This is a genomic window from Pseudomonas sp. AC169 (assembly GCF_979258515.1).
Genome location: NZ_OZ409866.1, coordinates 2,104,417 through 2,124,057, shown reverse-complemented (window position 1 = coordinate 2,124,057; position 19,641 = coordinate 2,104,417). Strand labels below are relative to the sequence as shown.

At 60.7% G+C, this 19,641-nt stretch carries 20 protein-coding genes; 15 read left to right on the top strand and 5 right to left on the bottom strand.

What is annotated here, in order from left to right; genetic code table 11:
* The first annotated feature begins 399 nt into the window (after window positions 1–399).
* The 10 genes from ACZZ0G_RS09670 (at window position 400) to madM (ending at window position 8,287) form a co-directional block, all read left to right on the top strand.
* On the top strand, window positions 400–765 hold the full coding sequence (locus tag ACZZ0G_RS09670; protein WP_077574893.1) for a DUF6124 family protein: 366 nt from the start codon (window positions 400–402) through the stop codon (window positions 763–765).
* Between the two features lie 295 nt (window positions 766–1,060).
* A complete protein-coding gene (mdcA, locus tag ACZZ0G_RS09665) occupies window positions 1,061–2,731 on the top strand; it encodes a malonate decarboxylase subunit alpha (protein WP_007913685.1) in 1,671 nt (556 codons plus the stop codon).
* Window positions 2,731–3,603 carry a triphosphoribosyl-dephospho-CoA synthase gene (locus ACZZ0G_RS09660; protein WP_463556004.1) on the top strand — a complete coding sequence of 291 codons (873 nt, stop codon included), beginning with the start codon at window positions 2,731–2,733 and terminating at the stop codon, window positions 3,601–3,603. Before mdcA ends, ACZZ0G_RS09660 begins: the two co-directional genes overlap by 1 nt.
* Complete coding sequence (locus ACZZ0G_RS09655) at window positions 3,603–3,902, top strand: malonate decarboxylase subunit delta (protein ID WP_007913697.1); 300 nt, start codon at window positions 3,603–3,605, stop codon at window positions 3,900–3,902. Before ACZZ0G_RS09660 ends, ACZZ0G_RS09655 begins: the two co-directional genes overlap by 1 nt.
* Window positions 3,895–4,746 (top strand): biotin-independent malonate decarboxylase subunit beta, encoded by an 852-nt coding sequence (locus ACZZ0G_RS09650; RefSeq protein WP_463556003.1) that lies wholly within the window; start codon window positions 3,895–3,897, stop codon window positions 4,744–4,746. Before ACZZ0G_RS09655 ends, ACZZ0G_RS09650 begins: the two co-directional genes overlap by 8 nt.
* Entirely contained in the window at window positions 4,743–5,528 is a 786-nt protein-coding gene (mdcE, locus tag ACZZ0G_RS09645) for a biotin-independent malonate decarboxylase subunit gamma (RefSeq protein ID WP_463556002.1), read from the top strand. The genes ACZZ0G_RS09650 and mdcE overlap by 4 nt, the downstream gene beginning before the upstream one ends.
* Window positions 5,522–6,142, top strand: a complete 621-nt coding sequence (locus ACZZ0G_RS09640) for a malonate decarboxylase holo-ACP synthase (protein ID WP_463556001.1) — start codon at window positions 5,522–5,524, stop codon at window positions 6,140–6,142. The genes mdcE and ACZZ0G_RS09640 overlap by 7 nt, the downstream gene beginning before the upstream one ends.
* On the top strand, window positions 6,139–7,059 hold the full coding sequence (mdcH, locus tag ACZZ0G_RS09635) for a malonate decarboxylase subunit epsilon (RefSeq protein ID WP_463556000.1): 921 nt from the start codon (window positions 6,139–6,141) through the stop codon (window positions 7,057–7,059). Before ACZZ0G_RS09640 ends, mdcH begins: the two co-directional genes overlap by 4 nt.
* A 65-nt stretch (window positions 7,060–7,124) precedes the next feature.
* Window positions 7,125–7,517, top strand: coding sequence for a malonate transporter subunit MadL (gene madL, locus ACZZ0G_RS09630; RefSeq protein ID WP_129395884.1), 393 nt, complete (start codon window positions 7,125–7,127; stop codon window positions 7,515–7,517).
* A 5-nt stretch (window positions 7,518–7,522) separates the two neighbouring features.
* The gene (gene madM / locus ACZZ0G_RS09625; RefSeq protein WP_016984761.1) at window positions 7,523–8,287 is read left to right on the top strand and encodes a malonate transporter subunit MadM; all 765 of its coding nucleotides are present in this window, start codon (window positions 7,523–7,525) and stop codon (window positions 8,285–8,287) included.
* A gap of 198 nt (window positions 8,288–8,485) precedes the next feature.
* Here the strand turns inward: madM and ACZZ0G_RS09620 are convergent, their stop codons facing one another.
* Window positions 8,486–9,406: a LysR family transcriptional regulator gene (locus ACZZ0G_RS09620; RefSeq protein WP_034153639.1), complete on the bottom strand. Its 921-nt coding sequence runs from the start codon at window positions 9,404–9,406 to the stop codon at window positions 8,486–8,488.
* Window positions 9,407–9,547: 141 nt separating this feature from the next.
* Between ACZZ0G_RS09620 and trhA the strand changes: the two genes are divergently transcribed.
* Window positions 9,548–10,165, top strand: a complete 618-nt coding sequence (gene trhA / locus ACZZ0G_RS09615; RefSeq protein ID WP_047596560.1) for a PAQR family membrane homeostasis protein TrhA — start codon at window positions 9,548–9,550, stop codon at window positions 10,163–10,165.
* A gap of 135 nt (window positions 10,166–10,300) precedes the next feature.
* Here the strand turns inward: trhA and ACZZ0G_RS09610 are convergent, their stop codons facing one another.
* A complete protein-coding gene (locus tag ACZZ0G_RS09610; protein WP_463555999.1) occupies window positions 10,301–11,020 on the bottom strand; it encodes a 16S rRNA (uracil(1498)-N(3))-methyltransferase in 720 nt (239 codons plus the stop codon).
* Between the two features lie 132 nt (window positions 11,021–11,152).
* A complete protein-coding gene (locus tag ACZZ0G_RS09605) occupies window positions 11,153–12,559 on the bottom strand; it encodes an adenosylmethionine--8-amino-7-oxononanoate transaminase (RefSeq protein WP_463555998.1) in 1,407 nt (468 codons plus the stop codon).
* 223 nt (window positions 12,560–12,782) lie between these two features.
* Between ACZZ0G_RS09605 and ACZZ0G_RS09600 the strand changes: the two genes are divergently transcribed.
* From ACZZ0G_RS09600 to ACZZ0G_RS09585, 4 genes are all read left to right on the top strand, one after another.
* Window positions 12,783–14,552: a flavin monoamine oxidase family protein gene (locus ACZZ0G_RS09600; RefSeq protein ID WP_463555997.1), complete on the top strand. Its 1,770-nt coding sequence runs from the start codon at window positions 12,783–12,785 to the stop codon at window positions 14,550–14,552.
* A 180-nt stretch (window positions 14,553–14,732) separates the two neighbouring features.
* A complete protein-coding gene (locus tag ACZZ0G_RS09595) occupies window positions 14,733–14,891 on the top strand; it encodes a hypothetical protein (RefSeq protein WP_157786272.1) in 159 nt (52 codons plus the stop codon).
* Between the two features lie 272 nt (window positions 14,892–15,163).
* The gene (locus ACZZ0G_RS09590; protein WP_158953422.1) at window positions 15,164–15,715 is read left to right on the top strand and encodes a cytochrome b; all 552 of its coding nucleotides are present in this window, start codon (window positions 15,164–15,166) and stop codon (window positions 15,713–15,715) included.
* A gap of 31 nt (window positions 15,716–15,746) precedes the next feature.
* On the top strand, window positions 15,747–16,322 hold the full coding sequence (locus tag ACZZ0G_RS09585; protein ID WP_463555996.1) for a YceI family protein: 576 nt from the start codon (window positions 15,747–15,749) through the stop codon (window positions 16,320–16,322).
* Window positions 16,323–16,576: 254 nt separating this feature from the next.
* On the opposite strand, the gene ACZZ0G_RS09580 is transcribed toward ACZZ0G_RS09585, so the two are convergent.
* Window positions 16,577–18,466, bottom strand: a complete 1,890-nt coding sequence (locus ACZZ0G_RS09580) for a DEAD/DEAH box helicase (protein ID WP_463555995.1) — start codon at window positions 18,464–18,466, stop codon at window positions 16,577–16,579.
* 222 nt (window positions 18,467–18,688) lie between these two features.
* A complete protein-coding gene (locus ACZZ0G_RS09575; protein ID WP_463555994.1) occupies window positions 18,689–19,501 on the bottom strand; it encodes a substrate-binding periplasmic protein in 813 nt (270 codons plus the stop codon).
* Window positions 19,502–19,641: the final 140 nt, after the last annotated feature.

The window sequence follows — 19,641 nt, the reverse complement described above, 5'->3', positions numbered from 1 at the left end:
GCATCAGCAAACTCTTACAGGCAAATCCTCAATTTCTGCAGTGCAATAAACACCATTCAGCCCGCTGTTTAAAGACACCCGGTGTTACGGCTCCCTAGCCTACAAATCCTTGCGCCGCTGCCTACGCATGTACCAGAATCCGCCGGCTTGTGCGCCTTTGGCTGGCTGCGTAACGTGGATCGGGTCACTGATTCCCAGTGATCGGGTTTAGCAGCCCGTGGTTAATCTAAGGGTGCACATGCATCATCGTCAGGCTCCGCGCCTGCATTCGATGGCGGCTGTGCGCAGGGCGCTTCGGCGCGCCGGCTTCCTTAGGTTCCCCGGTCTGCTAACCTGCGTTCAGCTGCCACCCCTTCTTTTAGCAGAGAAGCGGTTCCAGCTTTATTTCGGAACCTGAAGATGATTAAACCAACGCCTAACCCCCCGCTCGCAGACCCGGCATCCCCCTACGAATCCCCCGACTCAAAGAAATTCCACGAAGCCGCCGAACGCGCCCTCGACCATTACCTCGGCCCGACCAACGCCGACCTCATGGCCACGCCCTACACCCCGAACACGCTGTACATGGCCAACCCCAATGCCGACACGGAATCCCTGCTGGCTGACGCCAGCGAAACCCTTGGCTCGGCCACGGTCATGCTCAACAACCATGCGGCAATGGTGGAGGGTACGCACCGCAAGACTGTGCAAGGTATTGCGCAGGTGGTGATGGTGGCGGAGATGGCCGTCAATCGTTTGTTGGACAGATTGGTGCCGACGGAGTGACTTAAAAGCTGACCCTCACCCCAGCCCTCTCCCGGAGGGAGAGGGGGCCGACCGTGGGATGCTCACAAGTTACGCCGACCTGAAAATCCTGCTGTGAATCCATAATCGACTCGGTGGGGCAGGTCGATGTATGGCGCCAGACACCTCGGTCAGTCCCCTCTCCCTCCGGGAGAGGGCTAGGGTGAGGGGCTTTTGACCATTACTCTGAGCGTAACGATTCACCACCGCGCTTGATTGATGCCCCCACCCCACACGCCTACCTTAGCTCCACGACAGCGAACCCCGTGGAGTGAGCATGACAACAACAATTTCCCCCGACTCGCGCTGGACGCGGCGGCGCGATGAGAAGCAGCGCCGCCTCGACAAGGTGCGCGGGCTGGCCGACGGTGTGGTGTTGCCCACCGACAAGATCGTCGCCGCGCTCGAAGCGCTGATTCATCCCGGCGACCGTGTGGTACTCGAGGGCAACAACCAGAAGCAGGCGGATTTCCTTTCGCGCTCGCTGGCAAAAGCCGACCCGGAAAAGCTTCACGACCTGCACATGATCATGCCCAGCGTCGGCCGCTCCGAGCACCTCGACCTGTTTGAACGCGGCATCGCCCGCAAACTGGATTTCTCCTTCGCCGGCACCCAGAGCCTGCGCATCAGCCAATTGCTTGAAGACGGCCTGCTGGAAGTCGGCGCGATCCACACCTACATCGAACTCTATGCGCGACTGGTGGTGGACCTGATCCCCAACGTCGTGCTCTCCGCCGGTTTCATGGCCGACCGCGCCGGCAACATCTACACCGGCCCCAGCACCGAAGACACCCCGGCACTGATCGAACCCGCCGCGTTCAGCGACGGCATTGTCATCGTCCAGGTCAACCAATTGGTCGACGACGTCAGCGAACTCCCGCGTGTGGACATCCCCGCGTCATGGGTCGATTTCGTCGTGGTCGCCGACAAGCCGTTCTACATCGAACCGCTGTTCACCCGCGACCCACGCCACATCAAGCCTGTGCACGTGTTGATGGCGATGATGGCGATCCGTGGCATCTACGAAAAACACAACGTGCAGTCGCTCAACCACGGCATCGGATTCAATACTGCCGCCATCGAATTGATCCTGCCCACCTACGGCGAATCCCTCGGCCTCAAGGGCAAGATCTGCCGCAACTGGACGCTGAATCCGCATCCGACGCTGATCCCGGCGATAGAAAGCGGTTGGGTCGAAAGCGTGCATTGCTTCGGCACCGAACTGGGCATGGAAAACTACATCGCCGCGCGCCCGGACGTGTTCTTCACCGGCCGTGACGGCTCGCTACGTTCCAACCGGATGTTCTGCCAACTCGCCGGACAATACGCGGTGGATCTGTTTATCGGCGCGACGCTGCAGGTCGATGGCGATGGCCATTCCTCGACCGTCACCCGTGGCCGCCTCGCCGGCTTCGGTGGTGCGCCGAACATGGGCCACGACCCGCGCGGTCGCCGTCACGGCACCCCGGCGTGGCTGGACATGCGCCACGACGACTCGCAGCAACCGATGCTCGAACGCGGCAAGAAACTTGTGGTGCAAATGGTCGAGACGTTCCAAGAGGGTGGCAAACCGACCTTCGTCGAAACCCTCGACGCTGTGGAGGTAGCGAAGAAAAGCGGCATGCCGCTGGCGCCGATCATGATCTACGGCGACGACGTCACCCACCTGCTCACCGAAGAAGGCATCGCCTACCTGTACAAGGCACGCTCGCTGGAAGAGCGCCAGGCGATGATCGCTGCGGTCGCCGGCGTCACCGCCATCGGCCTGCGCCACAACCCGAAAGACACCGAACGCATGCGCCGCGAAGGCCTGATCGCCTTGCCCGAAGACCTCGGTATCCGCCGCACCGACGCCACCCGCGAATTGCTCGCAGCGAAGAGCGTGGCCGATCTGGTCGAGTGGTCCGGCGGCCTGTACAACCCGCCCGCCAAATTCAGGAGCTGGTAATGCACGCATTTAACCTGCAAGCGAAACCGCTTTCTCTGGCTGATCGATTGGCCGATCTGGCAGTGGACGCTTTGATCGACGAAGCGGATCTGTCACCGAAACCGGCGCTGGTCGACCGTCGCGGCAATGGCGCGCACACCGATCTGCACCTGGGCCTGATGCACGCCTCGGCGCTTTCGTTATGGCCGGCGTTCAAGGAAATGGCTGAAGCGGCGGTTGCAATCGGCGAAGTCGATTCAACGTTGCGCGAAGCGATTGGCCGCATCGGCCGTGAAGGCGAGCAAGCCATGCTCACGACCACCAACGGCGTGAACACGCATCGTGGTGCAATTTGGGCGTTGGGATTGTTGGTGACGGCCGCTGCACTGGAACCGCAATCCTCCAGCGTCAATGCCGTGACCCTACGCGCCGCACGCCTGGCCTTGCTGGACGATCGCCACGCCCCCAAACCCTTGAGCCACGGCGCCCAAGTCGCCCTGCGTTACGGCGCACGCGGCGCTCGTGAAGAAGCGCAACTCGGCTTCCCTTCGGTGCTGCAACGCGGCCTGCCACAACTCAAACGCAGCCGCGCCAACGCCAGCGGCGAACAGAATGCCCGGCTCGACGCCTTGCTCGCGATCATGACCGACCTCGCCGATACCTGCGTGCTCTATCGCGCCGGCGAACAAGGCCTGCACGCCATGCAGTCCGGCGCGCAAGCCGTGCTAGACGCCGGTGGCAGTGCCAGCATCAGCGGTCGCCGTCGCCTGCACGAACTGGATCAACAACTCATCGCATTGAATGCATCGCCCGGTGGCGCCGCCGACTTGCTCGCCGCCACGCTGCTGCTCGACCGTATCGAGCGCGACGGCATCCTTCAGGGAGCGTTTTGATGGAAACCCTATCGTTTGAATTCCCCGCCGGGCAGCCGCCACGCGGTCGCGCGCTGGTCGGTTGTGTCGGCTCGGGTGATCTGGAAGTGCTGATCGAACCGGGCCTGGCCGGCAAGCTGACGATCAATGTGCAGACTTCGGTCAACGGCGCGCAACTGCGTTGGCAGCATCTGTTTGCGCGGATGTTCGACGGCACCACGCCGCCGGCCATGGCCATCGATATCCACGATTTCGGCGCGACGCCGGGGGTGGTGCGGTTGCGTCTGGAACAAGGTTTCGAGGAGATCGGCCATGACTGACAGCGCCGCGTTGCTCAACAAACACAGCTTCGTCGAACTCGGCGCGCGGCAACGGGCGCAAGCCTTGCTCGATGCCGGCAGTTTTCGCGAACTGCTCGACCCGTTTCAACGGGTGATGTCGCCATGGCTTGAACGTCAGGGTGTGGTGCCGCAGGCCGACGACGGTGTGGTGATCGCCAAGGGCAGCCTCGACGGTTTGCCGGTGGTGATCGCCGCGATTGAAGGTGCATTTCAGGGCGGCAGCCTTGGCGAAGTTGGCGGGGCGAAGATTGCCGGCGCGCTGGAACTGGCGGCTGAAGACAACCGCAAAGGTATTCCGACCCGCGCGGTGTTGCTGCTGGAAACCGGCGGCGTGCGCTTGCAGGAGGCCAATCTCGGGCTGGCGGCGATTGCTGATATTCATGCGGCGATTGTCGATTTGCAGCAGTACCAACCGGTGGTCGGCGTGGTTGCGGGCAGCGTCGGTTGCTTCGGTGGTATGTCGATTGCGGCGGCGTTGTGCAGCTATTTGCTGGTGACTCAGGAAGCGCGCCTCGGTTTGAACGGCCCGCAAGTGATTGAGCAGGAAGCGGGGATCGAAGAATACGACTCGCGCGACCGGCCCTTCATCTGGAGTTTGACTGGCGGTGAGCAGCGGTTCGCCAGTGGTCTGGTGGATCGTTATGTCGCTGATGACGTGGCGAAGATTCGGCAGCAGGTCGGTGAACTGCTCCAACAAGGTTTGCCGGCGCAGCCACGCAGCCAACGCGCCGAGTGGTTTTTGCAACGCCTTGGCAGTCTGAACACTGACCCGCAAATCGAACCGTCGGTGGTTCGCGATCTGTATCAAGGAGAGCGCTCATGAGCGGCTATTCACTGCGCGGTTTGCACTGGTTCAACGCCTTAAGCGCGGGCGCTAAAAGTGTCGAAGGGCTGCCGCCATCCTTGCGCGTTGCTGATGGTGAGCTGGGGCGTTTTATCGCTGTGGTCGCTGATCCGGACAATCGTTTTCCACGCGCTCGTAATGGCGAAGTCGGCTTGCTCGAAGGCTGGGGGTTGGCCAAGGCTGTGGATGATGCGATCACTGCTGATCGTGATAAAGCGCAGAAGCGCCCGATCATCGCCATCGTCGATGTGCCGAGCCAGGCATATGGTCGCCGCGAGGAAGCGCTCGGCATTCATCAGGCCTTGGCCGGTGCGGCGGACAGTTATGCCCGTGCGCGTCTGGCCGGGCATGCGGTGATTGCGTTGCTGGTGGGCAAGGCGATGTCCGGGGCGTTTCTGGCTCATGGTTATCAGGCCAATCGATTGATTGCGCTGCGTGATCCGGGCGTGATGGTGCATGCGATGGGTAAAGCTTCGGCGGCGCGGGTGACCTTGCGCAGTGTTGAAGAACTGGAAGCCCTGGCCGCCAGTGTGCCGCCGATGGCGTATGACATCGACAGTTACGCGAGCCTCGGATTGCTTTGGGAAACCCTGTCGGTTGAGCAGATTGAACAGCCGACGGCGGAGGATCTGGCGCGGGTGAACGAATGCTTGAAACAGGCCATTAGCGATGTTTCCAGCACTGACTTGAGCAATCGCCTCGGCGCGAAAAATCGTGCGGCCTCCAGCAAGGTTCGCGAACTGCTGAGGGCGCAGTGGTGAACACGCCTCTGGCCCACGATCTGCTCTGGGGCATGACCCCGGCGCAGTTGCCGGCGGATGCGCCGTTGTGGGCCGTCGAGTCGCTGGCCGCCGGGCAACCGGTGGTCGTGCGGCGGGCGTTGAACGCTGAAGGTTACGTCGCGGTCGGCGTGCGCGGCGTGTTGCGTGAGCAGCGGCTGGCGGCGTTTTTGGCGGTTGATTCGATTGCCTGTCGGGTCAGCCCGGAAGCGCTGTGTCACGTCGATTGCGAACGCGATCTGCCGGTCATGCAGGCGCTCAAACAACTGCGGCCGATGCTCGACGATTGCGGTTGGGTCTGGGGTGTCAGCGGCAGTGTCGGGTTTGAACTGGCCAGTGGTTTTGAAGCGATGCACGCGGCCAGTGACCTCGATTTGATTCTGCGGACACCGAAGATGATCACGCGTAATCAGGCCCGTAAATTCGTAGAGGTTTTCGATCAAGCTGTGTGTCGGGTGGACATGCAATTGCAGACGCCGTTCGGCGCTGTGGCGTTGCGTGAGTGGGCCAGCGGTTCGGCGCGAGTGCTGCTGAAAAATGCTCATCAGGCTTGCCTGGTGATTGATCCATGGAACCCGCAGGAGCAGGCAGCGTGAGCAGTCTGCTGGTGTTTCCCGGCCAGGGCGCACAGCAAGCGGGCATGCTTCAGAGCTTGCCTCGGGAGACCTTGGTTGAGGCCAGCGATGTGCTTGGCGAAGATGTTTTGCTGCTGGATTCCAGCGATGCGTTGCGCACGACAAGGGCGGTTCAGCTATGCCTGCTGATCGCCGGAGTCGCTGCTTCGCGGCAACTGTTGCAAGACGGACTCACGGCGGATTACGTCGCCGGCCTGTCCATCGGCGCTTACCCGGCAGCTGTAGTTGCGGGCGCTGTGAGGTTCAGCGATGCGCTGCATCTGGTCAGCCTGCGCGGTGAACTGATGCAGCAAGCTTATCCACAGGGCTACGGCATGACCGCGATTATCGGCCTGCAGTTATCCACCGTCGAAACGCTGCTGGCGCAGGTGCACGGCGAGGGTTCGCCGGTGTATCTGGCCAACATCAATGCGGATAACCAAGTGGTGATTGCCGGCAGTGACGAGGCTATGCAAGCCGTGGCTGAACTGGCGCGCAGTCGTGGCGCCGGTCAGGCGAAGCGCCTGGCAGTGAGTGTGCCGTCGCACTGTCCATTGCTGGAGAAACCGGCGCAAACCCTCGTCGAAGCCTTCGCCAAAGTTGAACTGAAAACTCCGAAAATCGCCTACCTGAGCGGCAGTCGCGCACGCCCTGTGACCAAAGTAGAAGCGCTGCGCGACGACCTCGCCTTCAACATGTGTCGCGTAGTGGATTGGCGCGGCACTGTACAAAGCGCCTACGAGCGCGGCGTACGTTTACAGATCGAACTGCCGCCCGGTGCGGTGCTGACCGGGCTGGCGCGCCGGGTGTTCGAGCAGGGCACAGTCACTGCCTTCGACAGTGCGCGTCTCGACACTTTGCAGGCGCTGTTGCGTGAGGAGGGTGGCCGCCAACACTAAAACCGCCGACTCAAGCTTCGAACAACAAAAACAACATTCGACGATGCACTTTGAGGACTACAACAATGATTATTTACGGTGTGGCGTTTCTCGCCTTTTGTACGCTGGTGGGTATTTGGGTCGGTGAGCTGCTCGGCAAGCTGATCGGCGTGCCGGCCAACGTCGGCGGTGTCGGCATTGCGATGCTGCTGTTGATCGGTCTGGGCAGTTACCTCAACAAAAGCGGCTGGCTCAAAGGCAAGACCGAGCAGGGTGTCGAGTTCTGGAGCGCGGTCTACATTCCTATCGTGGTGGCCATGGCGGCCCAGCAAAACGTCTACGGCGCACTGAAGGGCGGGCCGATGGCGATCCTCGCCGGGACGTTGGCCGTGGTCATCGCTTTTGCCCTGGTGCCAGTGCTGACACGCATGGGCAACAAGGAGCAGACCCCGATCGCTCCAGCCAAGACTGCGGGGTAATCGCCATGTACGAATCGATGATGAAAGTGATCACCGGCTACGGTTTGATCAGCGGTTTCCTGATTGTCGGCCTGACCATGTGGGTGTCCTACTGGATGTCCAACACCTTCACCAAGGGCCGCTTGCACGGCTCGGCCATCGCCATTCTGCTCGGGCTGGTGCTGTCGTATGTCGGCGGCGCGCTGACCGGTGGGCAAAAGGGTGTGGTGGATATTCCGTTGCTGTCCGGCATCGGTCTGCTCGGCGGCGCGATGCTGCGCGATTTTGCGATTGTCGCCACGGCGTTTGGCGTGAGTGTCGATGAGCTCAAGCGTGCCGGGTTCGTCGGTGTGCTGGCGTTGTTTGTGGGTGTCGGCACGTCGTTTGTCGCCGGGGTCGGTGTGGCGATGGCGTTCGGTTATACCGATGCAGTGAGCCTGACCACCATTGGCGCGGGCGCGGTGACTTACATCGTCGGCCCGGTGACCGGCGCGGCGATTGGCGCGAGTTCCGAGGTGATGGCGCTGTCGATCGCGGCGGGGCTGATCAAGGCGATTCTGGTGATGGTGATGACGCCGTTCGTGGCGCCGATGATCGGCCTGAACAACCCGCGCAGTGCGGTGATTTTTGGCGGGCTGATGGGCACGTCCAGTGGTGTGGCCGGCGGGTTGGCGGCGACGGATCCGAAGCTGGTGCCTTATGGCTGTCTGACGGCTGCGTTTTATACCGCGCTTGGGTGTTTGCTTGGGCCTTCGCTGTTGTTTTTGGCGATGCGCGGGTTGGTGGGTTAATCGCTAAAGGGTGCCCTCACCCTAGCCCTCTCCCGGAGGGAGAGGGGACTGACCGAGTTGTTTTGGCGTTATACATCGACCTGAAATTTCTGAGTCGAACTCAGGTCTTGAAACCCATGAAGATCTGCTCCCTTTCCCCCTCTACCCCTTGGGGGAGAGGGCTGGGGTGAGGGGGTAGCTCTTGATCTTGATCTTGATCTAAACCCCAGCCTGCCGATTCGCATACATCCGACACTCCGCCAGCAACGCCAACAAATTCGGATCCCGCTCCTTGGCCTTCAAAAACACCACCCCAATGTGCTGCTGCAACCGGTACTTCTCCTGCAACGGAATCAGCTTCACCCGATTCTCATACACCGCCGCAATCCGTCCCGGCAGCAACGCATAACCCACCCCCGAACTGACCATGCTCAACAGCGTGAAAATGTCATTCACCTGCATCGCCACCTTCGGCTCGAACCCCGCCTGCTTGAACACCCGGTTACCGTCCTGATGCGTCGCGAAGCCTTGGGTCAGGGTGATAAATGTTTCATCTCGCACCTCGGCCAGATCCACTTCACTGCGCTGGGCGAACTTTGAATCCGCTGGGGTGGCGAGGAAGATGTCATCGGAGAACAGCGCAATCTGCTCGCAATCCGGATCGTTGATGCTGTCGTCCAGCGACACCAGAATCGCGTCGACTTCCATGTTTTTCAGCTTGTAGAGCAGGTCGATGTTCGAGCCGAGGATCAGGTCGATGTTGAGTTCGCTGCGACGGATTTTCAGGCCCATGATCAGTTGCGGCACGGTTTTCACTGTCAGCGAATACAGCGAACCGAGTTTGAAGCGTTCAGCCGAGAACCCGGCGGCTTCGCGGGTCAGGCGCACGCTTTCGACGACGTCATTGATCAGCTTCTGCGCGCGTTCTTCGAGTACGTAGGCGCTTTCCAGCGGCGTCAGGTTGCGGCCTTCGTGTTTGAACAGCGGGCAGCGCAGGGCGCTTTCCAGCGAGTGAATCGCGCGGTGCACGCTGACGTTACTGGTCTGCAACTCGGCGGCGGCGCGGGCGAGGTTGCCGGTGCGCATGAAGGCGAGGAACACCTCGAGTTTTTTCAGGGTCAATTCTTCGTCGATCAGCATGGCGCGGACTCTTTTTGGTATCGGCCGATTGTGCCCAATTACCACGACGTGCGCAGGCCCGTGTTGAACAGAAACATTGCGCTTTTACGCTCGAGGCCCGAGCCTTGCGCGCTGCGGTAACGAATGTGAGGTGAGCAATACATGTATCACGGAGAAAAACTCAACGCCTGGACCCATCTGGTCGGGGCAGTGGCAGCGTTTATCGGCGGCGTCTGGATGCTGGTGATCGCCAGCCTCGACGGCAGTCCGTGGAAGATTGTCAGTGTGGCGATTTACGCGTTTACCTTGCTGGTGCTCTACAGCGCATCCACCGTGTACCACAGCGTGCGCGGGCGCAAGAAAGCGATCATGAAGAAGGTCGATCACTTTTCGATCTATCTGTTGATTGCCGGCAGTTATACACCGTTCTGTCTGGTGACTCTGCGCGGGCCTTGGGGCTGGACGTTGTTCGGGATAGTCTGGGGGCTGGCGCTGATCGGTATTCTGCAAGAGATCAAACCGCGTTCGGAGGCGCGGATTCTGTCGATCGTGATTTACGCAGTGATGGGCTGGATTGTGTTGGTGGCGGTCAAGCCTTTGATTGCGGCGCTGGGTACAACCGGATTTGCCTGGCTGGCGTCGGGTGGGGTTTTGTACACGGTGGGGATTATCTTTTTTGCCCTTGATCACCGGTTGCGCCATGCACATGGGATCTGGCATTTGTTCGTGATCGCGGGGAGCTTGCTGCACTTTGTCGCGATTCTGTTTTATGTTCTCTAGCCGGCTGACTGATCGTTCCCACGCTCTGCGTGGTAACGCCTCCTGTGACGCTCTGCGTCACGCCGTTTGAGACGCGGAGCGTCCCGGGCGGCATTCCCACGCAGAGCGTGGGAACGATCAATTCGGCAAAAAGGATTAGAAATCACCCCAAAGTTGCTGGGCTACCGCCAGCGCAACCACCGGCGCCGTCTCGGTGCGCAACACCCGCGGGCCGAGGCGGGCGGCGTGGAAGCCGTTACCCTTGGCCTGCTCGACTTCCGCATCAGTCAAACCGCCTTCAGGCCCGATCAAGAACGCCAGCGTCGCCGGTTTGGCATGACTCACCAACGGCTCAGCCACCGGGTGCAGCACCAGCTTCAACTCGGCTTCGGTCTGTTTGATCCAGTCCGCCAGCAACACCGGCGGATGAATCACCGGCACCCGCGAACGCCCACATTGCTCGCAAGCGCTGATCGCCACCTGACGCCAGTGCAGCAGGCGTTTGTCGGCGCGTTCGTCCTTGAGGCGGACTTCGCAGCGATCACTGAAGATCGGCGTGATTTCATTCACGCCCAGCTCGGTGGCTTTCTGAATCGCCCAATCCATCCGCTCGCCACGGGACAGGCCCTGGCCGAGGTGGATGTGCAGCGGCGATTCGACCTGACCGGCGAATTGTTCGTCGATCTGCACGGTCACGTGCTTCTTGCCGACTTCCAGCAGAGCGCCGCGAAACTCATGACCGGAACCGTCGAACATCTGCACCGCATCGCCCTCGGCCATGCGCAGCACGCGGCTGATGTAATGCGCCTGGGCCTCCGGCAATTCGTGTTCGCCGGTGCTCAGGGGGGCGTCGATAAAGAAGCGGGACAGTCTCATTTCGGGTCTCTCAGATTAGATCGTTCCCACGCTCTGCGTGGGAATGCCTCAATGGACGCTCTGCGTCCGCTTTGGGACGCGGAGCGTCCCGGGCTGCATTCCCACGCGGAGCGTGGGAACGAGCGGTCACGGTTAGCCCGGATCGCGGAAGCCGGGGTGGAAGTCTTTCGGCACGGCGACGCTGACGCTATCACGGGTGGCAATGTCGATGCCTTCGCTAGCCACTTCAGCTAGGAAGTCGATCTGCTCCGGGGTGATCACGTACGGCGGCAGGAAATACACCACGCTGCCCAGCGGACGCAGCAACGCGCCACGCTCCAGCGCATGCTGGAATACCTTCAAACCACGGCGTTCCTGCCAAGGGTAGGCCTCTTTGGTGGCTTTATCCTTGACCATCTCGATGGCCAGGACCATGCCGGTCTGGCGCACTTCGGACACGTTCGGGTGATCGACCAAATGCGCCGTCGCCGAGGCCATGCGCTGAGCCAGCGCCTTGTTGTTCTCGATGACGTTGTCCTGCTCGAAGATATCCAGCGTCGCCAATGCCGCTGCACACGCCAGCGGGTTGCCGGTGTAGCTGTGCGAATGCAGGAACGCGCGCAGGGTTGGATAGTCGTCGTAGAACGCGCTGTAGACCTCATCGGTGGTCAGGCACGCGGCCAGCGGCAGGTAGCCGCCGGTCAGGGCTTTCGACAGGCAGAGGAAGTCCGGGCGAATGCCGGCCTGTTCGCAGGCAAACATCGTCCCGGTGCGACCGAAACCAACGGCGATCTCGTCGAGAATCAGGTGCACGCCATAACGGTCACAGGCCTCGCGCAGCAGCTTCAGATAAACCGGGTGATACATGCGCATGCCGCCAGCGCCCTGAATCAGCGGCTCGACGATCACTGCCGCAACGCTGTCATGATTCTCGGCCAAGGTCTGTTCCATGGCGGCGAACATGTTGCGCGAGTGCTCTTCCCAGCTCATGCCTTCGGGGCGCCCATAGCAATCCGGGCTCGGCACCTTGATGGTGTCCATCAGCAGCGCTTTGTAGGTTTCGGTGAACAGCGGCACGTCGCCGACCGCCATCGCAGCCATGGTTTCGCCGTGGTAGCTGTTGGTCAGGGTGACGAAGCGCTTCTTGTTCGGCTGACCGCGATTGAGCCAGTAGTGAAAGCTCATTTTCAGCGCGACTTCGATGCAGGACGAACCGTTATCGGCGTAGAACACCCGGTTCAGGCCTTCTGGGGTCATCTTCACCAGACGCTCGGACAACTCGATCACCGGTTGATGGCTGAAGCCGGCCAGAATCACGTGCTCGAGTTGATCGACCTGATCCTTGATGCGCTGGTTGATGCGCGGGTTGGCGTGGCCGAACACGTTGACCCACCAGGAGCTGACGGCATCGAGGTAACGCTTGCCTTCGAAGTCTTCGAGCCAGACGCCTTGACCGCGCTTGATCGGGATCAGCGGCAGCTGTTCGTGGTCTTTCATCTGGGTGCAGGGATGCCACAACACCGCGAGGTCGCGTTGCATCCACTGGTTATTCAGGCCCATTTACAGTCTCCTCGAGGCGGCTCGCGTCAGGCGCGGGCAAACAATCGCGCAAGCCTATGCAATGCGTCGCGCCGGGACAACCCATTGTGTCGATTGAGCTACTTTGTATGAGCCGATAGACGTCGCTGGCGGCGTTTTGATGGCTAACGTATTCTTCGCGGTTCTTTGGGTCGTCTGACCCGCAAAAGTGCTTTTTCCTACGTGTATTTCCGGAGTTCGCTGAATGTCTGTCGGTTGGCTGCGCGCCTGTGCGCTGGTGATGTTGGGGCTGTTCAGCGTTACAGCGCTGGCCAAGGATAAAACCGCAATCGTGATCGGCGGCGGCCTCTCGGGCCTGACTGCCGCTTATGAGCTGCAAAACAAAGGCTGGCAGGTCACCCTGCTGGAAGCCAAGCCGAGCATGGGCGGACGCTCGGGTATGGCCACCAGCGAGTGGATCGGCAACGACAAGACGCAGCCGGTGCTGAACAAGTACGTTTCGACCTTCAAGCTCGGCACCACGCCGGCCCCGGAATTCGTGCGTACCCCGGGTTACCTGATCGACGGCGAGTATTTCTCCGCCGCTGATCTGGCGACCAAGCAACCGGCCACCGCCGACGCCTTGAAGCGCTACCAGAAAACCCTCGACGATCTGGCGCGTTCGATCGACGACCCGCAGAATCCGGCGGCGACCAGCACCCTGCACGCGCTGGACCAGATCACCGTATCGAGCTGGCTCGACAAGCAGAATCTGCCGGCCACCGCGCGCCAGTTGATCAACCAGGACATCCGTACTCACTACGACGAACCTTCGCGTCTGTCGTTGCTGTACTTCGCCCAGCAGAACCGTGTCTATCGCGGCGTCTCCGACCGTGACCTGCGCGCTTCGCGTCTGGTCGGCGGCAGCCAGGTGCTGGCGCAGGCCTTCGTCAAACAGATCAAGACCATCAAGACCAACTCGCCAGTGTCGGCGATCAATCAGGACAAGGACGGCGTGACCGTCAAGGTCGGCAGTGTTGGCTACCAGGCTGATTACGTCGTACTGACCGTGCCATTGCGCGCACTGAACAAGATTGCGCTGACCCCGGCACTGGATGCCCAGCATCTGGCCGCGATCAAAGGCACCAACTACGGCTGGCGCGACCAGATCATGCTGAAGTTCAAGACACCAGTGTGGGAAAGCAAGGCGCGCATGTCCGGCGAGATCTACAGCAACACCGGTCTCGGCATGCTCTGGATCGAACCTGCCCTGAAGGGCGGCGCCAACGTGGTGATCAACCTTTCCGGCGACAATGCCCGCGTGATGCAGGCGTTCGGCGACAAACAGATGGTCGATCAGGTGCTGATCCGTCTGCACGCGTTTTATCCACAGGCCCGTGGCTCGTTCACCGGTTATGAAATCCGCCGCTACAGCACCGACCCGTCGATGGGCGGCGCGTATCTGGCTTACGGCCCGGGGCAGATCAGCAAGTTCTGGCGCCTTTGGGAACGTCCGCTGCAACGCGTGACGTTCGCCGGCGAACACACCGACACCTTGTACCCGGGCACCCTGGAAGGCGCACTGCGCACCGGTCAGCGTGCAGCCAGTCAGGTTGAAGATCTGGCGGCGGGCAAATCGTTTGAGCCGGTCAAAGTGGTTCCGGCCGCTGCAGCGGCAGGCGCGGCGGGTGCCGTGGCAGCGAAGAAGGGCAACTTCTTCACCAATCTGTTCGGCGGTTCGGATGACGAGAAGAAGCCAGAGCCTGTGAAGGCGCCAGAGCCAGCTCCTGCTCCGGTCGCACCAGCGCCTGCGCCGACCCCGGCACCAGCGCCAGCTCCGGTGGAAGCGCCGAAACCAGCGGCCCCAGTGAAAGCTGAACCGGCGAAGAAAGCAGCGGCCAAGCCAGCGGCGAAGAAGCCGGCGGCTAAAACCGAGGCGAAAAAGCCAGCAGCGAAACCAGCGGCGAAAAAGGCTGAACCGGCGAAGAAGCCAGCGGCCAAGCCTGCTGCCACCACTGAGACCAAGGCGCAGTAAGCCTTTGCTTCAATAAAAAACGCGGCCTTCGGGTCGCGTTTTTTTTCCTGCATTTTTGTCCTTCGCCATCCGGTCACGGAGCTTACTTGTGTACCGGAGCCTTCCCACAAAGTACTCAGAGTGAGGTGATAGCGGGTGCCCCGGCGCCAATTCTATGCTGGGAAAAACAGGAGGCACTTGATGAAAACGTTCACTCTCATGCTTTTGCTGATTGCACTTCCCGGTTGCTCCAACGGGCGTTTCTTTCCTGGTGGTTATAGTTCAGAGCTCGCGCATAAATGCCAGATAGATCCCTACAGCGCCGATTGCCTGCAACCGCCGGCGGTACTTCATAACTAATCAGCCATGAATAGAGGGCCGGTTACTTGAATAACTCTGTCCCGTTCGGCAGTTTCCTTTGGACACCTTTGCTTGCGCTGTGCAGGCGCCCGAGAGTTTCAGCAACGATCATTTGTCCAGACGTCCCACGCCGTAATCGCCTTTAATCTTTCCTTAACACGCCACTTCCAGACTCTTGATCGTATTTCTCGATATTTCAAAGCGAAATTTTCCGCTTTAATTCGATAGATAACTCGCTAGTCTTGGTTCGCAGTTCTCACAGGATTTGGGCAATGCAGCTACGTAACTCTTCTTCGCGCTATGGTTGGGTCAGCATCTTCATGCACTGGGGCGTGGCGCTGGTGGTCTTCGGATTGTTTGCGCTGGGTCTGTGGATGGTCGGGCTGGATTACTACAGCAGCTGGCGCAAAGAAGCTCCGGATCTGCACAAGAGCATCGGCCTGGTATTGCTGGCCGTGATGGTGTTACGGGTGCTGTGGCGCTTTATCAGCCCACCGCCGCCGACGCTGCAAAGCTACAGCCGCATGACCCGCCTCGGCGCCAAATTCGGCCACGGGTTTCTGTATCTGGCGCTGTTCGCTGTAATGCTTGCCGGTTACCTGATTTCCACCGCAGACGGTGTCGGGATTCCGGTGTTTGGCCTGTTTGAAGTTCCTGCACTGGTTTCCGGACTACCGGATCAGGCAGATACCGCCGGGGTGATTCATCTCTGGCTTGCGTGGGCGCTGGTAATTTTTTCCGGTCTCCATGCGTTGGCAGCATTGAAGCACCACTTTATTGATCGTGATGTGACCCTGACGCGAATGCTCGGTCGCAAAGCCTGAAATTCAACCTCGACTCAAAGGAAAAGAAAGCATGTTGAAAAAGACTCTGGCCGCTCTGGCAATCGGTTCTGCACTGCTCTCGGCTCAGGCCATGGCAGCGGATTACAAAATCGACAAGGAAGGTCAGCACGCCTTCGTTGACTGGAAAATCAGCCACCTGGGCTACAGCTTCATCCACGGTACTTTCAAGGATTTCGACGGTACGTTCTCGTGGGATTCGGCCAAGCCTGAAGCCAGCAAGATCTCGGTTGATGTGAAAACCGCCAGCCTGTGGTCGAACCACGCTGAACGTGACAAGCACATCGCCAGCAAAGACTTCCTGGATGTCGGCAAGTTTGCTGATGCCAAGTTCGTCTCCACCGCCGTTAAATCGACCGGCGAAAAGACGGCTGACGTGACCGGCGACCTGACCCTGCACGGCGTGACCAAGCCTGTGACCTTCAAGGCTACGTTCATCGGCGAAGGCAAGGATCCATGGGGCGGCGAGCGTGCTGGCTTCAACGCCACCACCACCCTGAACCTGAACGATTTCGGGATCAAGGGCCCAGGTCCTACCTCGCAAACTGCGGATCTGGACATCTCGCTGGAAGGCGTGAAAGTTAAGTAACTTTCGCTCGCCACACAAAAACGCCCCCGGTCGAAAGGCCGGGGGCGTTTTTTATTGCCCGTCACACACATCCACTGTGGGAGCGAGCCTGCTCGCGAAGGCGGCGGGTCAGTCAGCAATGATGTTGGCTGAATGACCGCTTTCGCGAGCAGGCTCGCTCCCACAGGGAATATGCGGTGATCCGGGGGAATTTGTAGCGCCATAAAAAATGCCCCGGCTCTTGCGAGGCGGGGCATTTTTCAGTGCGGCGTCAATCAGCGATTGCGAGTCAGCAGCGCTGGTTTTTCGCCACGCGGGCGGCTTGGCAGTTGATCGAGCTGCTCAGGCGTCGGGAAGCGGTCGGCTTTCGATTCCTTGTGCATGATCTTCGGGCCGTTGCTGCGCGGGTTCTGTACGGCTGGTTCGCTGCGTGGCTGATCGTCACGGGCTGGACGACGGTTGCGCGAGGACGAGGCGGAATCGTCGCGACGACCCGACTGACCATCACGCGGTGCGCCGTTGCGCGGGCCGCTGCGTTTGGCCGGAGGGGTGCCGGTGCTCGAACCGTTGCTGTTGCGCGGACCGTTCTGGCGACCTTGCGACTGACCGCCGCGTGGTGCGCCTGAACCTGCACCAGCACCAGCACCTTGAGCCGGTGCGCCTGGGCGACGACCACGGCCGCCAGCAGGAGCCGGCTTCGGCACGTAATCAACGCGGTTACCGAAGTTATCGATATCGTCGTCGAGGAACTCGTCCGGTGCACGATCCGCCGCCGCACGTGGCGGCTGGCTCGGACGCTGTTCACGGCTCGGGGTGCCTTCGCGCGGTTTTTGCTGACGGGCAGGACGCTCGCCACGTTCACCGGCCGGTTTTTCCTTGCCCTTGTCTTTGCCTTTGTCTTTACGACCGCCGCCACCGCCGCCGCCATTCGGGCCGTCGCCGCGTGGGCCACGTGGATTGCGCGGGTTACGCACGTCCGGACGCTCGCGCACTTCCGGCTTCTCGGCTTCAATGGTGCTCGAATCGAAGCCCATCAGGTCGCCGTCGGCGATTTTCTGCTTGGTCATGCGTTCGATGCTTTTCAGCAACTTCTCTTCGTCCGGTGCAACCAGCGAGATCGCCTCGCCCGAACGACCGGCACGGCCGGTACGGCCGATACGGTGAACGTAATCTTCATCGACGTTCGGCAGTTCGAAGTTGACCACATGTGGCAACTGATCGATGTCCAGACCGCGAGCGGCAATGTCGGTCGCGACCAGAATGCGTACCTGGTTGGCCTTGAAGTCGGCCAGCGCTTTGGTGCGCGCGTTCTGGCTCTTGTTACCGTGGATCGCCACAGCCGGCAGGCCGTGCTTGTCCAGGTACTCGGCCAGACGGTTGGCGCCGTGCTTGGTGCGGGTGAAGACCAGCACCTGTTCCCAGGCGCCTGCGGTGATCAGGTGCGCCAGCAGCGCACGCTTGTGGCTGGCCGGCAGACGGAAGACGCGTTGTTCGATGCGCTCGACCGTGGTGTTCGGCGGCGTCACTTCGATGCGTTCCGGGTTGTGCAGCAGCTTGCCGGCGAGGTCGGTGATGTCCTTGGAGAACGTCGCCGAGAACAGCAGGTTCTGACGCTTGGATGGCAGGCGCGCGAGAACTTTCTTCACGTCGTGCACGAAACCCATGTCGAGCATGCGGTCGGCTTCGTCGAGGACGAGGATTTCCACGTGGGACAGGTCAACGCTGCCCTGGCCGCACAGGTCAAGCAAACGACCCGGGCAGGCAACGAGCACGTCAACACCACGGGACATGGCCTGAACCTGTGGGTTCATGCCGACGCCGCCGAAGATGCAGGCGCTGACGAATTTCAGGTCACGGGCGTAGATCTTGAAGCTCTCGTGAACCTGGGCCGCGAGTTCGCGGGTCGGAGTCAGGACCAGTACGCGCGGTTGGCGCGGGCCATGACGCTGGGATTTGTCCGGGTGACCGTTGGGGAACAACCGCTCCAGGATCGGAAGGGCGAAACCGCCGGTTTTACCGGTACCTGTCTGTGCCGCAACCATCAGGTCGCGACCTTGCAACACGGCGGGAATGGCCCGCTGTTGCACCGGAGTAGGCTCGGTATAGCCCGCATCTTCGATGGCGCGGACTAAAGCCTCGGAGAGACCGAGGGAAGCAAAGGACATGAGTAATCCTGTTTTAGTTAGGGCTTGGCCCAATGGGAGTCTTGCCTGGCGCGAATGGCGTTTAAGAGGACGCAATCCCGTCCGGTCCTGCTGCGGTTCCGAAGGCACGTCTGGAGCGCTCGCGCGGGCTGCAAAGCTGCGCTGTAGCGGGTCGAGAGGCCTGTTACGGTTCCGGGCGTCCGGGCGTGAGCCTGGCGGGAACGCCGGAGTATAACAGAGCAATCACTGCGCGCTGCTTTCCTGCTGCTCAACGGTTTTACCGCTGGCCGTGGCGGAATTCATTGAAGGGCTGTCGCCGGGCGCGGCACCGTAGCGTGCGCTCAGCTCGGCGTACGCCGGTTCACGCTTGAATCGCTTGAGTTCGGCGCCGAAGCGCTGCACCAGCAAATCCATCCCGGCATTGCGCCGAACCGCGAGAAACTGACTTTGGCGGCTAATAACCGTTGGGTTCTCGCTGATCTGATCGCGGATATTCAATTCATCGAGCAAATGCTGACCGACGCGGCGATCGGTTATCAGCAAGTCAATACGCCCGCGTACCAGTTTGCCGAAGTTGGCCTCATGGGTCGGGGCCGGTTCGCGGGTAAACAGTGTTGATTCGCTGAAATCGGGGCTGTAGAGATAGCCCGGCGAGGTGCCGATGGTCAGACCTTTGAGTTCTTCGAGTTTGCTGAACGGGTGCGGCCGGTCGTTGGCGTAGAACAGCACGAACTCGACATCCGACAGCGGCTCGCTCGGGTAGAGCAGGGTGGCGTCGCGTTCATCGCTGTGAAAAATATCCAGCGCACCGTCGGCCTGACCGGTTTCGAGCATCGACAGGCAACGCTTCCACGGAAGGAATTGCCATTCGACTTCGATCCCCAGACGTTTGAAGACGATGGCCGTGGTTTCGTAATCCAGCCCGAGGTTTTTACCGTTTTCTTCGTAGACGTAAGGCGCCCACGGCTCGGTGACAATACGCAGCTTCTCGCCTCGAGCGGCAAAGCTCAGGCAAGCGAAAACCAGCACGGCGAATAACTGTGTGATCAAAGGCATGGCTTGAGATTACGACGAGAAACGCGAAAGAGCCAGAAAGTGCCTGCACAAGCTCTAAAACGGGGATTCAAATGCAAAAAATCGCAGCGCCGCCAACCCCTGTAGGAGTTGCCGAAAGCTGCGATCTTTTGATCTTGCTT